Here is a 19,527-nt window from a genome sequence, read left to right as displayed (position 1 = left end):
CCTAGTCACAAGTTAATGCCGCACAGATCACGCGAAGATCACAGCCGTGAAAGGCTGTCATTTTCCCTTTCCCGCAAGGGTCTACGGCATTGCGCACTCCGGCCGATCACCGGACAGGAGTGAACTCCACCGGCAAAGTGCGCAATCCACGCATGATGAGCCCACCGCGCCACCGCAGATCGGTCGGATCCACCGCAAGTCGCAGGTCGGGGAGGCGGGTGAGGAGGGTGGCGAGCGCGGACTGGCCCTCCAGCCGGGCGAGCGGGGCGCCGAGGCAGTAGTGGATGCCGTGCCCGTAGCCGAGGTGTTGGTTGTCACGCCGGCCGAGATCGAGCACGTCCGGATCGGCGAACCGCTCCGGGTCCCGGTCCGCGGCGGCCAGGACGACCAGGACGGGGTCACCGGCCGCGATCCGCTGCCCGCCGATGTCGACCGGCTCGGTGGCGAACCGCCAGGTGGCCAGCTCCACCGGGCCGTCGTACCGCAGAAGTTCCTCCACCCCGCTCGCCAGCAGCGCACGGTCCCCGGCCGCGAGGGACCGTTGCAGTCGGTCGCGCTGCTCGGCGTGGGTGAGCAGCGCGTAGGTGCCGTTGCCTATGAGGTTGACGGTCGTCTCGAACCCGGCGAACAGCAGGATGAACGCCATCGCCGCCGCCTCGTTCTCGGTGAGGTGCTCGCCCTGGTCCGAGGCGCGGATGAGGCCGGAGATGAGGTCCTCGCCGGGCGCGGGCTCGGCGGGCAGCGCGGCGCGCTTGCGGTGGATCAGCTCGGCCAGGTAGCCGCGCATCTTCTTCACCGACCGGGCCACCCCGCCCCGGGGCCCTCCCCCGTGCCGGATCATCATCCCCGCCCAGTCCCGGAAGTCGTCCTGGTCCTCACGGGGGACGCCGAGCAGGTCGCAGATGGCGTAGATGGGCAGCGGGAAGGCGAACTCATGGATGAGGTCGGCCGAGCCGCGGTCCGCGAACCGGTCGATGAGCTGATCGCTGAGCTGCTGCACCCGCGGGGCGAACTCGGCGACCCGCCGCGGCGTGAACGCCTTGCTGACCAGCCGCCGCAGCCGGGTGTGGTCCGGCGGGTCGATGTTGAGCAGATGCGTCATCAGCTCGGCCTTGCGCTCCCCCGGGATCCCGGTCTTGCCCCTGGCGTGCGCGGGCTCGTCGTGATGCGCCGGGTTCTTCGACAGCCGCGGATCGGCCAGCGCCTGCTTCGCGTCCGCGTAACGGGTCACCAGCCATGCCTCGACCCCGCTGGGCAGCTCCGTCCGGTGCACGGGGGCGTGCTCACGCAGCCAGGCGTACGCCGGGTAGGGGTCCGCGGCGAACTCCCAGGTGAAGAGGGAGGGCGCGGCAGGGGCGGAGGCCGGGGGGAGGGGCTGGTCGGTCACTCCTCGACGGTATCGGGCGCGGGCAGGTGGGAACGGCTCCGGTCCCACCAGTACCGGGCGCGGACCTCGTAGATCACGGCGAGCTGCCGGGCCGCCTCCGCCACGCCGCGCCGCGCCGCCACCTCCAGGTACGGGATCGCCTGCCCGTCGTCGCCACGGCGCAGCAGCAGCGTCGCCAACTGGAGGGCCGCCTGCTGGTGCCCGAGGTCCGCGGCCCTGCGGTACCAGTCCTCCCGCTCCGCCCCCTCGGTCAGCGACGCGAACCGCATGATGACCGGGATGTCACCCCCGTCCACCCGCGCGCGCAGCGAGGCCCGCGCCGCGTCCAGGACGGCCGCGCGGTCGACCTCCCGGTCCCCGAGCAGCGTCCACCACACGTCGTCCGGAACGGGCGACAGGCCGCCCGACCGCAGCGCCTCCGCGACGAGCGCCCCGTACGCCCGCCACGTGCCGGTCTTCTCCCCCGCCACGAGCAGCCCCGATATCCCGAACATCGGCGCCGTGGCCCAGGTCAGCGCGGCCTCGAAGGGCTCCCGCTCCGCGCCGTGGGCCGGATAGCCGGCCGCCGCCCGCACCAGCAGCTCCACCGACACGGCCTCCGTGACGCCGCACCGCACCAGGTCGACGGCCGCCCGCACCAGCAGCCGCCCACGCGGATGCTCGGCCTGCGTGCCGAGGCGCTGCCACTCGTCGTACAGCAGGTGCCCGATCGCGAAGTAGGAGGCGGCGCCCTCCCGCCCGCTCCACAGGTAGGCCGGGTACGCGCGCGGGTCGTCGGTGTGCCCGGCCAGCCGCTCCAGCTCCGCCTCGCTCCACTCCCGGGCCAGCTCGACCGTGCGGGCCAGCGCCAGCACGCTCTCCGCCGGGCCGGTCCCGGAACGGCGCCGGTAGTACTCCCCCGCGGACATCGTGCCGAGCACCACCACACCGCGGCCGGTGAAGCGCTGCAACAGCCGCCGGTCCAGTCCGCCCGCTCCGAGGTGGTCACTGAGCTCGTCGAGCCAGAGGACCCGCTTGCCCGGATCGTCCTTCAGCTCGCCGGGCAGCCTGCGCAGGTCGTCGTGCGGATCGGCGGCGTGCAGCAGGTAGCCCTCGGCCGCCAGCGACCGTACGGCGTTCCACGCGGTGTACGACTTGCCGGCGCACGGCTCGCCCAGGACCACCACCAGCCCGCCCCGCCCGAGCAGGTCCCCCAGTTCCGCGTCGCAGTCCCGGGGGACGTACGGCGGCACCTCCGGCAGTCCGGGGACGAGCCGGGTCGGCCGCACCCCGAACCACACGGGGTCGGCCTCGTCCACGGGACCCCACTGCCCGGTCGCGGGCCCCGGCGCGGCCGGGTAGCTGAGGTACTGCACGCCGACCACCTGACCGTGGAAGGTGGCGTCCCGGAAGTCGACGTGGTCGGCGGGCCGCGCCGACCCGTGGTCCTGGGCGAACGCCTCCGCGGGGTCGTGGACGGACGGTGCCGGTGCGGAGGCGCGGATGGGCGAGGCCGGTGCGGGGTCGTGGACGGGCGAAGCCGGTGCGGGAGCGAGGCCGGGCGAGGCCGGTGCGGGGTGGTGGACGGGCGAAGCCGGTGCGGGAGCGAGGCCGGGCGAAGCCGGTACGGGGTGGTGGACGGGCGAAGCCGGTGTGGGGGTGTCAGTGAGTGGGGCTGGTGGAGGGGAGTCCACGAGTGGCTGTGGTGCGGGGGCGTCCGCTTGTGGGGCCGGGGCACGGGTGTCCACGAGTGGGGCCGGGGCGAGGGCGTCGGCGGGGGCGCCGGGGGTGGTTGAGCCGTTGGCCGTGTCGGAGTGAGCGGTCTCGGAGTGAGCGGTCTTGGAGTAGGCGGTCTCGGAGTAGGTGGTCTTGGAGCGGGCGGTCTCGGGACGGACCTCGTCGGAATGGATGGGGTCGGAGTGGGTGCGGTCGGAGTGAGCGAGGTCGGGGTGGGCCAGGTCGGATCGGGTGCGGTCGGTGATGAGTGTGCTGTCGGTGAGCGCCGCCTCGGAGAGCGCGTTGACGGAGTCGGGGCGGGGCGGGAACCACCGCTCGGGCGCGGGCGCGGGGCGGCCGGTGGTCCGCATCCGGTCGACCAGCCGACGGTAGGCGTCCGGGCTCTGCTCCCGCAGCGCGAGCAGGTAGCTGCGCAACGACTCACGGCTAGCACAGCCGGGGAACTGTAACTCCCTTTGCGCGTCCGGCATCTCCAGGAGCTTGCCCACGAGCCAGTCCAACTCCCGCTCCATGCAACGCCCCCACGCGTAGCCGCCACCCGTGTGGTCAACCGTACTCGCGGTTGATCCGCCCGGCGGCCTCCGAGCGCTTCCCGAGCGGGCCCCGGTCGATGGCCGAGCGCTCCGCTGGAGGTGGGCGCGGCGCCGCCGCGAGGTGCCGTCGTTCGTCTGCGGCGCCGTCGTGGCTCTCAGGCGTCCACCACCCCCTCCGCGGCCCGCACCGCGTCCCGGTAGGCCCGAGCCGCCGCCCGCAGCGCCGCCTCGGGGTCCACGCCCGCCGCCTCGGCCCCCGCCGCCAGCGCCAGCAGTTCGTAACCGATGCCCTCGCCTCTGGGCAGCGGCACCTCAAGACCGGCCGTGCGCACCCGGGAGGCGAGCTTGGCGGCCAGGGCGAGACCGGGCTGGCCGAGCGGGACGCCGTCGGTCACCGAGGCGCGCCGCTTCTCCTCCGCCTTCTTACGCAGCCAGTGTTCCTTGACGTCCTCCGGGGTCTCGGCCGTCTCGTCGCCGAAGACGTGCGGGTGCCGGTGGATCAGCTTGGCCACGATGCCGCCGGCCACGTCGTCGACGGAGAACGGCGCGTCGGTGTCCTCCTCGGCTATGCGGGAGTGGAAGACGACCTGGAGCAGGACGTCGCCCAGTTCCTCCCGCAGTTCGGCGCGGTCGCCGGCCTCGATCGCCTCGACGAGTTCGTACGCCTCCTCGATGCTGTACTTCGCCAGGCCCTCGTGGGTCTGCCGGGACGACCAGGGGCACTCGGCGCGGATGCGGTCCATGACCTGGACCAGGTCGAGCAGCCGGGCACCCGGGAGGTCGTACGAGGCGGGGAGCAGTTCCAGCTCGGGCATCCGGACGCGGCCGGAGCCGGCGAGCCGGGCCAGTCCGTCGGTGAGGGCCGGTTCGCCCTCGCCGGTCGCCACGACCGCCACCGTGTGCCCGCCGGCGCACGCGTCGACCAGTTCCCCGGCGGTGGGGGACGCCTCGTCCACGGTTATGCCGGCCTCGCGCAGATAGGGCAGCTGCGGGTGGGCGCCGTCCGCGCACAGCACCCGGTCGGCGGCGCGCAGCGCCTGCCAGGCGGGCCAGGAGAGCAGGCCGGGCGCGACACGGTGGCTGGTGGTGAGCAGGATGACGCGGCCCGGCGGGGCGTCCGGGCCCGGCTGCTGAGCGGCGGCATCGAGGCTGGTGGTGTTCACGCATCGAACGTAACGCACACCCGCCGACCGCCCCGCGAGTTGTCCACAGGCCGAGGCGGTCGGTGCGATCGTATGACTGCGTCACTGGCGCAGACCCTCCGCTGCGGACGCCCCGGCGACCGGCTCCGCACCGTCAGGGGCTCCGCACCGTCAGGGGCTCCGCATCCTCACCGGCTCCGCACCGTCACGCGCTCCGCATCCTCACCCGCGGCCGGCCCGCCGTGGTCGGCTACGCCGTCTGCTGCTGGGGCCCGTTCTCCGCGATCTCCCGCAGCCACGGTGTCTTCACGTCGACGCGGCTGCTCTTCTCGACGTCCCAGGCGCCGTAGCGCGGATTGAGGTCGACGTGGAGTTCCGCGGAAGCGGAGGACAGGGCCTTCCAGAAGGCGGGCGTCGTGGTGTCGGTGCCGAGCTTCTGGGCGAGCTTCTGGGCCTCCAGCTGGAGCCGGAGGTTGTCGTCGAGCCGCCGGGGGGCGACACCGTACCGCTGGAGCCACGTCGTCTCCAGCGCCGTCGCGCCGCCCGCCTGCTGCTCCAGGCTCGTGCGCATCTGCTGGACCTCCTTGCGGTCCACGGTGACGTGCTGGTCCTGCGCGGCGCGGTGCAGCACCCGGTCCAGGACCATGTTGTGCAGCGTGTCCCGGGTGAGGGCGCTGGTGGAGGCGAGAACCTGCTGGTACTGGGTCTCGTCGGGCACCGCGGCCTGCTGGGCCCGGCGCACCTCGTTCACCCGGCCCTCCAGCTGGGCGACCGTGATCCGCTCACCGCCGACGACGGCCGCCGCGCCCGGATGCGCGTCGCTTCCACAGGCGGTGAGCAGGGGTGCCGCGGCGGCGATCGCGGCGGACAGGACGAGCGCGGTGCGACGGCGGCGGTGCAAGGGAGCCTCCCGAGGAGATTGTGCGACGGTGCACAAAGTCTTGCGGTGATCGATGGTAGGCAGTGGGCAGGCTCTGGCCAACCCATTGGACCAACGATTCGCCGGGTCTTCGGGTACCGCTGGTCGGCGCCGCCGTTCTGGACCGCCCCGCACCGCCGCCCCTCCGGCCTGCTGTTCCGGCCGCCGTAGCGGTCCTTCGTTCAGGCCAGAGGTCCGTCGTCCACGTCTGCCGTCCGGGGCCGTCGATCGGGGCCGCCGATCAGATCCGCGTCCAGGGCCGTCGATCAGATCCGTCGATCAGATCCGCGTCCAGGGCCGTCGATCGACCTCCGATGTGGTCGGCTCCTGCGGCCGCGTCGGCGTCGGGATCCCGGTCAGCCGGTGATGGCGACGGGCGCGTCCCAGGCGTTGCGGTCGACGGTGATGGTGTAACCGCCCCGCGTCTCCTTGCTGTTGACCAAGTACTGGTGCCCGCGGCTGTGGTTGGTGAACTGGGTCGCGCCCCACGGCCAGTCCGTGGTCGTGGTGTTCTTCTGGTCGTACAGCGCGTACCAGAGGTTGCCCGGCAGGTCGGTCTTGTTCGTCGCCGTGGCGATCGCCTTGGCGCTGGAGGAGGCGAAGCCGTAGTAGCCGCCGCGGTAGGTCTTGTCCCGCAGGGTCTTGGTGAAGGAGCGGACGTATGCCAGTACGGCGTCGTTGCACGACTTGTTCGTGATGTCGTACGACTCCATGTCGAGGTAGATCGGGCTGCCCGCCTTCATCCCGAGCGCTGCTGCCTTGGCCACGGCGTCCTTGCCGTCGGTCGCGCCGAGGGAGGTCGCGTTGGCGGCGGTGAGCTTCTCCGACCTGGTGCCGGTCTGGCAGGGCGGCTGGGCGCCGACGTAGAGCGGGATGAGCTTCCAGCCGACCGAGCTGACGGACTTGACCCAGGAGGCGGTCAGGTTGGGCTGCGCGCAGCCTCGGTTCTTGCCGCCGACGTAGACGGCCGCTGCGCCGTAGAGGCCGCCCTTCCACGCCTTCATCGCGGCGAGCGACGGCGCGGTGCAGGCGTCGAAGGCCCGGCCCGTGTACGTCTTCTGCGCGGGCCAGGTCGTGGCCGCCATCGAGGTCTGCGCCGTTATCCCGGCGCCCGCGAGGACGGCGGCCCCCGCCACGCCCCACGTGATGTATCTGCGTCTCTTCGACTGCCGGTGACCGGCCATCTCCACCCCTGGTTCACAGTGTTCGTGATGTTCGTGATGTTCGTGACGTACGTGGTGTACGTGGTGTACGTGACGTTCGCGATGTTCGTAATACTCATGACGTGCGCGACATGCGGCGCATACGCGATGTCCACGACAGGTGGACGCTCACGGCGTCCACCGAAAGATACTGGTCCCCCGGCCCCCCGTACCTGCCGCCCTGACGGGTCACGCGTCCGGCGCGGCAGCGTCCCGTACGGACCTGTGCACCTGCGCGCGACGGACCTGTGGGCGTGCGCGCGGGACTTGGGCGGCGCCCGAAGAAGCAGCACCATATCGGAGGCTGCCCGTCAGCCCGGGAACCAGTTCCTCTTGATCATGACAAGAATCTCTCCCGGCACGGCAAAGGAATTTCTCCCGGCCCGGCTCACTTCGCGTGGAAGCGGGAAGGCGCCTTCGTCGGGTTGCCGCCGGTGGGGAGTTTCTCGTTCGGGCAGGCGGAGAGGACCTTCTCCATCGCGGACCGCTCCGCGGCCGTCACCCACAGCTCGTACTTCTTCTTCACCGCGACCTGCGCGGCGACGTACGCGCACCGGTAGGACTTGTCGGGCGGCAGCCAGGTCGCCGCGTCGCCGTCGCCCTTGCCGCGGTTGGTGCTCGCGTCGACGGCGAGCAGGTTGAGGGGGTCGTTGGCGAGGGCTATGCGCTTGCCGGCGTCCCAGTACTTGGCGCCCTTCTGCCACGCGTCCGAGAGGGCGACGATGTGGTCGATGTCCACCTGGCTGCGACCGCGCCGATAGGTGACGTCCTTGCCGGAGTACGGGTCGGGTTCCAACACGCCGGAGGAGACCTTGCAGTCGCCGTCGGTGAACTTCACCTCCCGCAGGTCGCGTTTGAGGATGTCGTCCCGGGTGTCGCAGGAGTTGGAGTCGGTGTCGGCCCAGGCGGTGCCGAACCGGTCACGGGAGTAACCGGTCTTCGGCGCCCGGCCCTTGACGGTCAGTGACTTCGCCGCGGCGAGGGCCTCACCCCCGCTTGCTCCCCCGCTCCCGGCCCCTTCGGGTCCGGAGGAACCTTTTGTCTGGCCTTCCGTGCAGCCGGCCACGGCGAACAGTACGACGGCGGCGGTGACGGCCCCGCCCCTCAGACGCATCACGCGCGTCCCCCTGGTTCTCTGCTCCGCCCCACCCTGGAGCAGATCGTTGCTGTCCCACCGTAGCGACCGGCCGACGGGCAGCACAGCGCGCTCACAGGGGCATTGGGGGCAGGCCGGGCGTATTCCGGTCGCGCTCCGGAATACGCCGATCCCCGCCCCCCAACTGCACGGATCCGCTACGGGACGGGAACCGACGCGGATCCGCTACCGGCCGGGGGACGGCATCGATCCCCTGCCGGCCAGGGGGATCGACAACCTACCGGCCAGGGGGTGGCATCGGTCCCCTGCCGGCCAGAGGGATCGACAACCCACCGGCCAGGGGGCGGCATCGATCCGCCGCCGGGCCTGGCTCCGCGTCGATCCGCTACGAGCCGAGGATCGTGGTCAGGAATTCGCCGACCCAGGCCAGCAGTTCGCGGCCGACCAGGGGCTTGCCGCCCACCTTCGCGGTCTTCGGGCGGGGCACCAGGACCTGGTGGGCGGCCGGCTTGATGACGGTGCCCGGGTAGAGCCGCTTGAGCCGCAGTTCCTGCGACTCGCGCAACTCGACCGGCGCGAAACGGATGGTGGTGCCCTGGAGGACGACCTCGCCGACCCCGCAGGCGCGCGCGAGCATCCGCAGGCCGGCCACCAGCAGCAGGTTCTCCACCGGCTCGGGCAACTTGCCGTAGCGGTCGGCGAGTTCCTCGCGTACGGACCTGATGTCGTCCTCCGAGTTGGCGGAGGCGATGGCCCGGTACGCCTGGAGGCGCAGCCGCTCGCCGGGCGCGTAGTCGTGCGGGACGTGCGCGTCGACGGGCAGCTCGATCTTGACCTCCAGCGGCGGCTCCTCCTGGATCCCGCCGGTCTCCAGCTGCCGCCGGTAGTCGGCGACGGCCTCGCCCACCATGCGGACGTACAGGTCGAAGCCGACGCCCGCGATGTGTCCCGACTGCTCGCCGCCGAGCAGGTTGCCGGCGCCGCGGATCTCCAGGTCCTTCATCGCGACGTACATGCCGGCGCCCATCTCGGTGTGCTGGGCGATGGTCGCGAGCCGTTCGTGCGCGGTCTCCGTGAGCGGCTTCTCCGGGGGGTAGAGGAAGTAGGCGTACCCGCGTTCGCGTCCGCGGCCCACCCGGCCGCGCAGCTGGTGCAGCTGGGAGAGGCCGAAGGTGTCGCCGCGTTCCACGATCAGCGTGTTGGCGTTGGAGATGTCGATGCCGGACTCGACGATCGTCGTCGACACCAGTACGTCGAACTTCTTCTCCCAGAAGTCGACGACGACCTGTTCGAGCGCCGACTCCGACATCTGGCCGTGCGCGGTGGCGATGCGCGCCTCGGGGACGATCTCCCGTAGCCGGGCCGCGGCCCGGTCGATCGACTCGACCCGGTTGTGGATGTAGAAGACCTGGCCCTCGCGGAGCAGTTCGCGGCGGATCGCGGCGCCGATCTGCTTCTCCTCGTAGGGTCCGACGAAGGTCAGCACCGGGTGCCGCTCCTCCGGCGGGGTGGTGATCGTGGACATCTCACGGATGCCGGTGACCGCCATCTCCAGGGTCCGGGGGATCGGGGTCGCGGACATCGTCAGCACGTCGACGTTGGCGCGCAGCTTCTTCAGCTGCTCCTTGTGCTCGACGCCGAAGCGCTGCTCCTCGTCGACGATGACCAGGCCGAGGTCCTTGAACCGGGTCTCCGAGGAGAACAGGCGGTGGGTGCCGATGACGACGTCCACGGCGCCCTCCTTCAGCCCTTCCAGGACCGTCTTGGCCTCGGTGTCGGTCTGGAAGCGGGACAGGGCGCGCACGTTCACCGGGAACTGGGCGTAGCGCTCGCCGAACGTCCCGAAGTGCTGCTGCACCAGCAGCGTGGTCGGCACCAGCACCGCGACCTGCTTGCCGTCCTGCACCGCCTTGAACGCGGCCCGCACCGCGATCTCCGTCTTGCCGTAGCCGACGTCGCCGCAGACCAGCCGGTCCATCGGGACGGACTTCTCCATGTCCTGCTTGACCTCGGAGATCGTGGTCAGCTGGTCGGGCGTCTCGGCGTACGGGAAGGCGTCCTCCAGTTCGCGCTGCCAGGGGGTGTCCGTGCCGAAGGCGTGTCCGGGGGCGGCCATCCGCGCGCTGTACAGCTTGATCAGGTCGGCGGCGATCTCCTTGACGGCCTTCTTCGCGCGTGCCTTGGTCTTCGTCCAGTCCGCGCCGCCGAGCCGGTGCAGGGTGGGGGCCTCGCCGCCGACGTACTTGGTGATCTGCTCCAGCTGGTCGGTGGGGATGTAGAGGCGGTCGCCGGGCTGGCCGCGCTTGGCGGGGGCGTACTCGACGACCAGGTACTCGCGGGTGGCGCCCTGCACGGTGCGCTGCACCATCTCGACGTAGCGGCCGACGCCGTGCTGCTCGTGGACGATGTAGTCGCCCGCTTCCAGGGTGAGCGGGTCGATGGTCTTGCGGCGGCGGGTGGGCATCCGGGCGCCGTCCTTGCCGGCCGCCTTCTGACCCGAGAGGTCGGTCTCGGTGAGGACGGCGATCCGCAGGTCCGGGTCGACGAAGCCGTAGTCGATCGAGCCGCACGCCACGTGCACGACGGACGGCGCGATCTCCCCGAGGTCGATGTCCAGGCGGGCGGCGACGCCCTCGCCGCCGAGCACCTCGACGGTACGGGCGGCCGGTCCGTGGCCCTCGGTGACGAAGACGGTGCGCCAGCCGTCGGCGAGCCAGCCCTTGGTGTCGGCGAGCGCCTTCGCGGTGTCGCCGCGGTAGGTCTCCGTGGCGTGCATGCGCAGCTTGAGGGTGTCCGCGTCCCTCGTGTCGGCGTCCCTCGTGTCCGCGTCCCCCGCCGGCTCCCCCGTCGCGTCGGCGACAGCCGTCAGGGACTCGTCGGCGGCGAACGGGGACACCGACCACCACATCATGTCCAGCTCGCGGGCCCGGTCCCGGACGTCGGCGATGGAGCGCAGGGAGGCCGCGCCGACGTCGATGGGGGCGTCGCCGCCGCCGGCGGTGGCCGCCCAGGACGCCTGTAGGAACTCCTGCGAGGTGGCGACGAGGTCGGCGGCGCGCGTGCGGACCCGCTCCGGGTCGCAGACGACGCCCATGGCGCCCGGCGGCAGCACGTCGAGCAGCAGCTCCATGTCGTCGACCAGCACGGGAGCCAGGGACTCCATGCCCTCGACCGCGATGCCCTCGGCGATCTTCCCGAGCAGTTCGCCCAGCTCGGGGTGGTCCTCGGCGAGGGCACGCGCACGCGCGCGTACGTCGTCGGTCAGCAGCAGCTCGCGGCAGGGCGGTGCCCACAGGCCGTGCTCGGCGACTTCCAGGGAGCGCTGGTCGGCGACCTTGAAGTAGCGGATCTCCTCGACGTCGTCGCCCCAGAACTCGATGCGCAGGGGGTGTTCCTCGGTGGGCGGGAACACGTCGAGGATGCCGCCGCGCACCGCGAACTCGCCGCGCTTCTCGACCAGTTCCACGCGCGCGTACGCGGCGGCGCCGAGCGCGTCCACGATCTGGTTCAGATCGGCGTTCTGGCCGGTCCGCAAGGACACCGGTTCGAGGTCGCCGAGCCCCTTGACCTGCGGCTGGAGCACGGAGCGCACGGGAGCGACGACGACGGAGAGGGGGCCGGTCGCGGGGTCGTCGGGGCTGGGGTGGGCGAGGCGGCGCAGTACGGCGAGGCGGCGGCCGACGGTGTCGCTGCGCGGGCTGAGCCGCTCGTGCGGCAGGGTCTCCCAGGAGGGGTACTCGACGACTCGCTCCGCATCCAGCAGCGAACGCAACGCGGCGGCCAGGTCCTCCGCCTCGCGGCCCGTCGCCGTCACGGCCAGCACGGGGCGGGCGGCCTCGCGGGCCAGCGCGGCGATCGCGAAGGGACGGGCCGCCGGGGGTCCGACCAGGTCGACGTGCATGCGGTTGCCGTCGGTCGCCGCCTTGATCGCTTCCGCGAGGGCGGCGTCCTTGACGACGGCGTCGAGCAGACCGTGCAGGCTCATGGAGGGGGTTTCCGTCCTGGTATGGGCAACGCGAACCACCCGACACGCGGGGCGGGCCGGGGGTCTCCAGCCTACGACGCCCGGGAAGCGTTCACCCAGGAGAGCGATCGACTCTACGGAGAGTGAACTGTACAGTTCTGCACATGAGTGCATCGTTCCCCATCACCGAGGCTCGCGCCCAGTTCGGGTCCCTCGTGCGCCGGACGGCGACCGCACGCGAGCGCATCACCATCACGGATCACGGTCAGGCCGCGACCGTGTTCATAAACCCTCAGGAGCTGGCGGAACTGGAGTCGCGACTTGAGGACCTGGAGGATCAACTGGCGCTGGCCCAGTACCGAGCCCGACAGGCCAGCGGTGAGGTCATCGGCATCCCGCAGGACGAAGCGCGCGCACGACTCGGGCTGGAGCGCCGGTGAACTACACGGTCCTCTAGGACGAACCGGCCCTCGACACGGCGGCCAAGTACCTGGCCGAAGACCCCGACGGCTTACGCCAGGTGTTCGCCGCCACCGATCGTCTCGCCTCCGATCCCCGACCATCGGAAACCGCCGAATACGGCTCGCGCAATCTGCGCCGGATGCGCGTCGGGCAGTACCGCGTCATGTACGAGATCACCGAAAGCACCGTCACCGTCCTGGTGATCCATCTCGGCCGTCGAACGGCATGACGAAGGCCGGGCCCGGTGGATGATCCACCGGGCCCGGCCCCTCCCCCGCACCCCCGTCCGCGGTGACTGTGGTCCGCTGGGCCGCTACTCGGTCGCGATCGCGTTCAGTACGTTCATCCGGCCCGCCCGGAACGCCGGGACCAGCGCGGCGAACAGGCCCACGAAGGCCGAGCCGACGAAGACGCCGATGATCGTCGGCCACGGGATGTCCAGGACGCCCAGCCCCTCCAGGGCGAGCAGCTTCTGCGCGGTCGCCCCCCAGCCCATGCCCAGGCCGAGGCCGAGGAGGGCGCCGAAGAGGGCGATGACCACGGACTCCATCCGGATCATGCGGCGCAACTGGCGCCGGGAGAGGCCGATGGCCCGCATCAGGCCGATCTCCCGGGTCCGCTCGACCACCGACAGCGCCAGGGTGTTCACCACGCCCAGGACCGCCACGATGATCGCCAGGGCGAGCAGGCCGTAGACCATGTTCAGGAGCTGGCCGATCTGGTCCTTCAGTTCCTGCTTGTAGTCGGTCTGGTTGCGCACCTGGTAGGTCGGGTACTTCTTGAGCGCCGTCTTCAGGGCCGCGTACGCCTGCTTCGCCCGTCCGTCGTCGGCCTTCGCGAACATGATCACGTTCGGCGGGATCTGGCTCCCCGGGACGTACTTCTCCATGGTGGCGATGCTGGTGTAGCGGGCGCCCCGGTCGATCGCGGTGGAGTCGTCGGTGACGGCGGCCACCTTCAGCTTCGCCGTACGGCCGCCCTTGAAGGCGACGGTGATGCTGTCGCCGACGTGCACGCCGTGCTTCTTGGCGTAGTCGGAGCCCACCGACATGGCGTCGGTGCCGTAGGCGTTCTTCAGGGTGCCCTCGGTGGTCGGGCGCCGCAGGTCGTCGGCGTACGACGGGTCCGCGGCCGTGATGCCCGAGGTGTCCTTCTTGCCGTCGGCCGAGGTGAGGGTCGCGTCGAGCACCTTGTAGCGGGTGACGTGGGCCAGGCCCGGGGTCTGCTCGATGGCCTTCTCCGCCTGCGGGACGATCGGCTGGTTGCCCTCGATGATGAAGTCCGCGCCGACCGACTTGTCCAGTTCGCTGGTGGCGGAGGCGACCATGGAGGAGCCCACCACCGACAGGCAGGCGACCAGCGCCAGGCCGATCATCAGGGCCGCGCCGGTGGCTCCGGTGCGCCGCGGGTTGCGCAGGGCGTTGCGCTCGGCCAGCCGGCCGACCGGCCCGAAGGCCCGCAGCAGGACCGCGCTGATCGCCCGGACGACGATGCCGGCCAGCAGCGGGCCGATGACGACGAAGCCGATCAGGGTCAGCACGATGCCCAGGCCGAGCACGAGCGAGCCGTCGCTCGCCTTGTGGGCACTGGCCGCCGCGTACAGGGAGGCCGCGCCGGCGCCGGTGAGGACCAGGCCGAGCAGCGCGCGGATCCAGCCCGAGCGGACGTCGGCCGGGGTGCCGGCGTCGCGCAGCGCGGCCATCGGGGAGACCTTGCCGGCCCGGCGGGCGGGCAGGTACGCGGCCAGCACGGTGACGACCACGCCGAGCACCAGGCCCACCACCGGGGTGGTGGCCTTGACGGTCAGGTCCCGGGTCGACAGGTCCATGCCCGCCGCGCCCATGAGCTTCATCAGGCCGACCGCGATGCCGACGCCGGCGGCGACGCCGAGGACCGAGCCGACGAAGCCGAGCAGCAGCGCCTCGATCAGCACCGACCGGTTGACCTGCCCGCGGGAGGAGCCGATGGCCCGCATCAGGCCGATCTCCCGGGTGCGCTGGGCGACCAGCATCGAGAAGGTGTTGATGATCAGGAAGATGCCCACCAGGAACGCGATCCCGGCGAAGCCGAGCATGGCGTACTTGATGACGTCCATGAAGGAGCCGACGCTCTTGCGGTTCTCGTCGGCGTTCTCCTTGGCCGTCTGCACCTTGTACGGCCCGGCCAGCGCCCGGACGACGTTCTGCTTGAGCCGGGCGTCGGAGACGCCGGCCGCGGCGGTGGCGTTGATCTGGGTGTACCGGCCGGTGGCGCCGAGCAGGTGGCGCTGGGCGGTGGGGGTGTCGAAGTAGACGACGGCGGCGCCGGGGTTGGTCACCTTGAAGGTGGCGATGCCGACGATCCGGGCCGTGAAGTCACCGGTCTGCGCGATGGTACGCAGTTCGTCGCCGATCTTCAGATGGTGCTTGTCGGCGGTGTCCGCGTCGACCATCGCCTCGGTCGGGCCGCGCGGGGCGTGCCCGGAGGTGATCTCCATGGACCGCAGGTCGTTGCTGGTCCAGTTGCCGGCGATGGTGGGTGCGCCGGAGGTGGCGCCCACGTTGTCGTTGTGGCTGTCGACGACGGTCACCTGCGTCGAACTGACCGCGCCCTCGGCTGACTTGACGCCGTCCACGGTCCTGACGCGGTCCAGCGCGGCGGTGGACAGGGACAGCGGCACGCCGTTCTGCGGGGTCTGGTCGGTCTTGGCGTCCTTGGGCGAGACGGTGACGTCGGACGCGGTCACCGCGAACAGCTTGTCGAACGTCGTGTTCATGGTGTCGGTGAACACCAGCGTGCCGCACACGAACGCGACCGAGAGCAGCACCGCGATCGCCGACAGCGCCATGCGTCCCTTGTGCGCGAAGAAGTTGCGCAGCGAGGTCTTCAGGACGGTCATGACGTACGCCCCCGGGCGTCGAAGTCCTTCATGCGGTCCAGGACCTGCTCGGCGGTCGGCTGGTGCATCTCGTCGACTATGCGGCCGTCGGCGAGGTAGAGGGCCCGGTCCGCGTAGGAGGCGGCCACCGGGTCGTGGGTGACCATCACAATGGTCTGGCCCAGTTCGTCCACCGACCTGCGCAGGAAGCCCAGCACCTCGGCGCCCGCACGGGAGTCGAGGTTTCCGGTCGGCTCGTCACCGAAGATGATCTCGGGCCGGGCGGCCAGCGCGCGGGCCACGGCGACCCGCTGCTGCTGCCCGCCGGACAGCTCGGTGGGCCGGTGCTTGAGCCGGCCGGCCAGTCCGACGGTCTCCACGACCCGGTCCAGCCACGCCTTGTCCGGTTTCCGGCCGGCGATGTCCATGGGCAGGGTGATGTTCTCGATCGCGTTCAGCGTCGGCAGCAGGTTGAACGCCTGGAAGATGAACCCGATCCGGTCCCGGCGCAGTTGGGTGAGCTTCTTGTCCTTCAGGCCGGTGATCTCGGTCTCGTCCAGGTAGATCTGTCCGGCGGTCACCGTGTCGAGACCGGCGAGGCAGTGCATCAGAGTGGACTTGCCGGACCCCGAGGGGCCCATGATCGCGGTGAACTGGCCGCGGGCGATGTCCACGTCGACGTGGTCGAGTGCGACGACCCGGGTCTCCCCCGAGCCGTACGCCTTCACGACCTGCCGCGCCCGCGCGGCAACGGCCGTACGCCCTCCAGTACCCCCATGCCTGGGAATGGTCACAGCCGATGTCACGGTAAGTCTCCTATGTCGGTTTGCTCGTGGTATGCCGGTGCCGGTAGGCGTGTGAAGACGCGCAGCGGTACGACGATGAGTCTCATGGCCGACGGGGGTGCGACGCGCTGGTGCGCGGCCCCGTCTTCTCCTGGGGAAAACCCCACCCCCGCCGTTGGGAGCGTCGCCCCCCAGCGACGTAAAGCCAGACTAAGGACGACGGCCACGGCGTTTCGTCCTCCGCCGGTACGAACCCTCCCCCGGCCCCAGTACGGAGGTCCCCCTAAGGGTCGTCCACCACCGGGTGGACCTCCTCCGGCGACCCGTCCTCCCCTCCTGCGATGCCGTCTCCACCCGACCGGCGAGGGCATCCGCTCGCCCGGGATGTCCGCACTCTCCCGCCCAGGACGCCCACACCCTCCCGACCGGGACGCCCACTCCCTCCCACCCGGTGGGTCCGCGCCCTCCCACCCGGTGGGTCCGCGCCCTCCCGACCGGGACGCCCACTCCCTCCCACCCGGTGGGTCCGCGCCCTCCCACCCGGTGGGTCCGCGCCCTCCCGTCCAGGAAGTCTGCGCCCTCCCGCGGCGTCAGGCTCAAGTGGGAAGCTGTGTACGGCGGACAGCTGTACAGGGCAACAGAACAGGGGAGGGACTCCGGGTGAGCCGCACGAAACCCGCGATACGGGACGCCGCTCAGCAGACCGGAACGAGCCGTCGGGGCGCGGTCGTCGCGGCCCTCATGCTCGCGATGGCACTCGCCGCACTCGACTCCACCATCGTCTCCACGGCCGTCCCGCAGATCGTCGGCGACCTCGGCGGCTTCTCCGTCTTCTCCTGGCTGTTCTCCGGCTATCTACTCGCCGTCACCGTCACCCTCCCCGTCTACGGCAAGCTCTCCGACACCTTCGGCCGCAAACCGGTCCTGGTCGCGGGCGCGATCGTCTTCCTCATCGGTTCACTGCTGTGCGCGCTCGCCTGGAACATGGGGGCGCTGATCGCGTTCCGCATCGTGCAGGGCCTGGGCGGCGGGGCCCTACAGGGCACGGTGCAGACCCTCGCGGCCGATCTGTACCCGCTGAAGGAACGCCCGAAGATCCAGTCCAAGCTGTCCACGGTGTGGGCGGTGTCCGCGGTCGCGGGCCCCGGACTCGGCGGCGTCCTCGCCGCCTACGCGGACTGGCGGTGGATCTTCCTGGTCAACCTGCCCATCGGCGCGGCGGCCCTGTGGCTGATCGTCCGCCACCTCCACGAGCCCGCACGCGAACCGCGCAGCACTCCGCGCGTCGACTGGGCCGGCGCGCTCGCGGTGTTCGCGTGCGGCGGGACGCTGCTGACCGCGCTGGTGCAGGGCGGCGTGGCCTGGGCCTGGCTGTCCGCGCCGTCCCTCGCGCTGTTCGCCACGGGCCTCGCCCTGGTCGCGGTCGTGGTGTGGGTCGAACGCCGGGCGGCGCAGCCGATCATCCCCGGCTGGGTGTGGCACCGCCGCGCCATCGCGGCCGTCAACCTCGCGCTGGGCGCGCTGGGCCTGCTGATGGTGGCGCCCACGGTGTTCCTGCCGACGTACGCGCAGTCGGTACTGGGCCTCGCCCCCGTGGCCGCCGGATTCGTGCTCTCCGTCTGGACGCTGAGCTGGCCGGTGTCCGCGGCCCTGAGCCAGCACGTGTACCGGCGCATCGGCTTCCGCGACACCGCGCTGCTCGGCATCGGCACGGCCGCGCTGATCCTGTTCGCGTTCCCGTTCCTGCCCTACCCGGGCGCGGCCTGGCAGCCGACGCTGCTCATGCTGCTGCTCGGCGCCGCGCTCGGCCTGTTCCAGCTACCGCTGATCGTCGGCGTCCAGTCGACGGTCGGCTGGGCGGAGCGCGGCACGGCCACCGCCTCCATCCTCTTCTGCCGGCAGACCGGACAGACCATCGGCGCCGCCGTGTTCGGCGCCATCGCCAACGGCGTCCTGGCCGCCCGCCTCGGCGGCGCGGGCGACCTGGACTCCGTCACCCGCTCCCTGGACGACGGCACCGCCGCGGAAGCCACCCGGCACGCGATCGCCGACGCGGTGCACGCGGTGTACCTGGGAGCGGCCTGCGCGGCGGCCCTCGCCTTCCTGGTCCTGCTGCTCCTCGCCCCGCGCCGCTTCCCGGTACTGAAGGACTGACAGCGACGACCCCGCGGCTCCGCCCGGGGCCTGCCGCCGCAAGGACGGGCCCCCGGGCATGAAGACCGGGCGTGACGTACGGCCATGACGTACGGGCATGGCCGTACGTCATGGCGACCGGGCACGACGTCCAGGCACGACGACCGGCCACGACGTACGGGCACGGCGACCGGTCACGACGACCGGGCACGACGTCCAGGCACGACGACCGGCCACGACGTACGGGCACGACGTACGGGCACGACGACCGGCCGCCGCGGGCGCGGGTCACTCCCAGGCGGTACGGCCCGTCAGGGAGGTGAGGCTGTCGCGCACGCAGTCCATCTGCGCCTGCATCTCGTCCCACACCTCACCGTGCTCACGCAGCACCCGCTCGGTCTCCCGCGCGATCCGCTCCTCCTGCACCCGCGCCTCGGCGATGACCTCGGCGGCCCGCACGTGCGCCTCCTCCTGGTACCGGCGCGCCGCCTCCTGCGCCGCCCCGAACTCCCGCTGCGCCGCGACCAGCGCGGCCTCGGCCCGGACCACCGCCTCGGCGTCCCCGGTCTCCCGCGCCGCGGCCAGCTCAAGCTCCTCGTGATCCGCCGCCGCCCACACCGCCGCCTGCTCCTTGGCCTGTTCGGCGAGCATCCCCGCGGTCCGCTGCCGCACCTCCCGCAGCGCGGCAAGTGCCTCACCGCGCTGCTCCTTCACCGCACGCCGGCAACCGATGCGGATCTCGTCCGCCTCGGCCCGCGCCGCGAGCAGCCGCCGACGGGCCCGTTCCTCGGCCTCCTCGCGGACCACGACCGCCTCCTCCTCCGCCGGCCGACGCACCCCGAGCGCGTACTCCTCGGCCCGCGCCACCTCCTCCCGCGCGTCCCGCCGGGCCGACTCCCGCAGCGCCGCCGCCTCCTCCTCGGCCAGCCGGAAGATCTGCCGCGGCCCCTCGCCGAGCGTCTCGTACGTCTGCGGCACCGCCCGCGCGGCTGCCTCCCGCAGCCGGTCCGCCTCCGCCTCCATGTCCCTGGCCAGTACGGTCAGCCGCGCGGCCCGCTCCCACGCCGCGTCCCGCTCCTGCCAGAGCGCCGCCAGGTACGCGTCCACCTGCCCGGCGCGGTAGCCGCGCCCCCGGACGGCCAGGAAGCCGTGCGACGACATCGATGCGCTGCTCATCCTGGGAACCCCTCTCCGTCGAACGCACACGAAATGATGATTTCGCCGCACAACAGGATGAAACAGGCACAACTGGTAATCAGCCGCAAATGTTTACGACACGCAAAAAGGGCCGGGTCCGATCACTCGACCGGACCCGGCCCCAAGGGCTCACC

General features: G+C 71.7%; 13 protein-coding genes. 3 read left to right on the top strand and 10 right to left on the bottom strand.

The genetic code is table 11. The features are described 5' to 3' along the window. Positions 1-106 precede the first annotated feature (106 nt). The 7 genes from ACFC09_RS24890 to mfd all read right to left on the bottom strand — a co-directional run bounded on the left by ACFC09_RS24890 (position 107) and on the right by mfd (position 11,980). A complete protein-coding gene (locus ACFC09_RS24890; protein WP_376532078.1) occupies positions 107-1,387 on the bottom strand; it encodes a cytochrome P450 in 1,281 nt (426 codons plus the stop codon). Then, positions 1,384-3,615, bottom strand: coding sequence for a hypothetical protein (locus ACFC09_RS24885; protein ID WP_376532076.1), 2,232 nt, complete (start codon positions 3,613-3,615; stop codon positions 1,384-1,386). The genes ACFC09_RS24890 and ACFC09_RS24885 overlap by 4 nt, the downstream gene beginning before the upstream one ends. A gap of 176 nt (positions 3,616-3,791) precedes the next feature. Continuing rightward, positions 3,792-4,799, bottom strand: coding sequence for a nucleoside triphosphate pyrophosphohydrolase (locus ACFC09_RS24880; protein ID WP_376532074.1), 1,008 nt, complete (start codon positions 4,797-4,799; stop codon positions 3,792-3,794). Positions 4,800-5,028: 229 nt separating this feature from the next. Next, positions 5,029-5,679 (bottom strand): SurA N-terminal domain-containing protein, encoded by a 651-nt coding sequence (locus ACFC09_RS24875; protein WP_376532072.1) that lies wholly within the window; start codon positions 5,677-5,679, stop codon positions 5,029-5,031. 374 nt (positions 5,680-6,053) lie between these two features. Continuing rightward, positions 6,054-6,881 carry a glycoside hydrolase domain-containing protein gene (locus tag ACFC09_RS24870; protein ID WP_376532070.1) on the bottom strand — a complete coding sequence of 276 codons (828 nt, stop codon included), beginning with the start codon at positions 6,879-6,881 and terminating at the stop codon, positions 6,054-6,056. A gap of 406 nt (positions 6,882-7,287) precedes the next feature. Beyond that, positions 7,288-8,013: an HNH endonuclease family protein gene (locus ACFC09_RS24865; protein ID WP_376532143.1), complete on the bottom strand. Its 726-nt coding sequence runs from the start codon at positions 8,011-8,013 to the stop codon at positions 7,288-7,290. 367 nt (positions 8,014-8,380) lie between these two features. Then, positions 8,381-11,980 carry a transcription-repair coupling factor gene (gene mfd / locus ACFC09_RS24860; protein WP_376532068.1) on the bottom strand — a complete coding sequence of 1,200 codons (3,600 nt, stop codon included), beginning with the start codon at positions 11,978-11,980 and terminating at the stop codon, positions 8,381-8,383. A gap of 143 nt (positions 11,981-12,123) precedes the next feature. Between mfd and ACFC09_RS24855 the strand changes: the two genes are divergently transcribed. Then, a complete protein-coding gene (locus tag ACFC09_RS24855; protein WP_376532066.1) occupies positions 12,124-12,399 on the top strand; it encodes a type II toxin-antitoxin system Phd/YefM family antitoxin in 276 nt (91 codons plus the stop codon). A 50-nt stretch (positions 12,400-12,449) separates the two neighbouring features. Beyond that, entirely contained in the window at positions 12,450-12,650 is a 201-nt protein-coding gene (locus ACFC09_RS24850; protein ID WP_376532141.1) for a type II toxin-antitoxin system RelE/ParE family toxin, read from the top strand. Between the two features lie 84 nt (positions 12,651-12,734). Here the strand turns inward: ACFC09_RS24850 and ACFC09_RS24845 are convergent, their stop codons facing one another. Both ACFC09_RS24845 and ACFC09_RS24840 read right to left on the bottom strand, forming a co-directional pair. Beyond that, positions 12,735-15,299: an ABC transporter permease gene (locus ACFC09_RS24845; RefSeq protein ID WP_376532063.1), complete on the bottom strand. Its 2,565-nt coding sequence runs from the start codon at positions 15,297-15,299 to the stop codon at positions 12,735-12,737. Further along, entirely contained in the window at positions 15,296-16,084 is a 789-nt protein-coding gene (locus tag ACFC09_RS24840) for an ABC transporter ATP-binding protein (RefSeq protein WP_376532061.1), read from the bottom strand. The genes ACFC09_RS24845 and ACFC09_RS24840 overlap by 4 nt, the downstream gene beginning before the upstream one ends. Before the next feature lie 639 nt (positions 16,085-16,723). Here ACFC09_RS24840 and ACFC09_RS24835 point away from each other — a divergent pair. Further along, the gene (locus ACFC09_RS24835) at positions 16,724-18,217 is read left to right on the top strand and encodes an MFS transporter (protein ID WP_376532059.1); all 1,494 of its coding nucleotides are present in this window, start codon (positions 16,724-16,726) and stop codon (positions 18,215-18,217) included. Positions 18,218-18,484: 267 nt separating this feature from the next. On the opposite strand, the gene ACFC09_RS24830 is transcribed toward ACFC09_RS24835, so the two are convergent. Further along, positions 18,485-19,372: a cellulose-binding protein gene (locus ACFC09_RS24830; RefSeq protein ID WP_376532057.1), complete on the bottom strand. Its 888-nt coding sequence runs from the start codon at positions 19,370-19,372 to the stop codon at positions 18,485-18,487. Positions 19,373-19,527 lie beyond the last annotated feature (155 nt).

Origin of the sequence: Streptomyces sp. NPDC056161, from assembly GCF_042268025.1 — a bacterium.
Classification (GTDB): Bacteria; Actinomycetota; Actinomycetes; order Streptomycetales; family Streptomycetaceae; genus Streptomyces.
This window is presented reverse-complemented; position numbering and strand designations above follow the sequence as displayed.

Coding starts and splice junctions, on each gene's coding strand:
- ACFC09_RS24885 (WP_376532076.1), bottom strand. CDS start 3,615: ATGGAGCGGGAGTTGGACTGGCTCGTGGGCAAGCTCCTGGAGATGCCG.
- ACFC09_RS24870 (WP_376532070.1), bottom strand. CDS start 6,881: ATGGCCGGTCACCGGCAGTCGAAGAGACGCAGATACATCACGTGGGGC.
- ACFC09_RS24865 (WP_376532143.1), bottom strand. CDS start 8,013: ATGCGTCTGAGGGGCGGGGCCGTCACCGCCGCCGTCGTACTGTTCGCC.
- mfd (WP_376532068.1), bottom strand. CDS start 11,980: ATGAGCCTGCACGGTCTGCTCGACGCCGTCGTCAAGGACGCCGCCCTC.
- ACFC09_RS24855 (WP_376532066.1), top strand. CDS start 12,124: ATGAGTGCATCGTTCCCCATCACCGAGGCTCGCGCCCAGTTCGGGTCC.
- ACFC09_RS24845 (WP_376532063.1), bottom strand. CDS start 15,299: ATGACCGTCCTGAAGACCTCGCTGCGCAACTTCTTCGCGCACAAGGGA.
- ACFC09_RS24830 (WP_376532057.1), bottom strand. CDS start 19,372: ATGAGCAGCGCATCGATGTCGTCGCACGGCTTCCTGGCCGTCCGGGGG.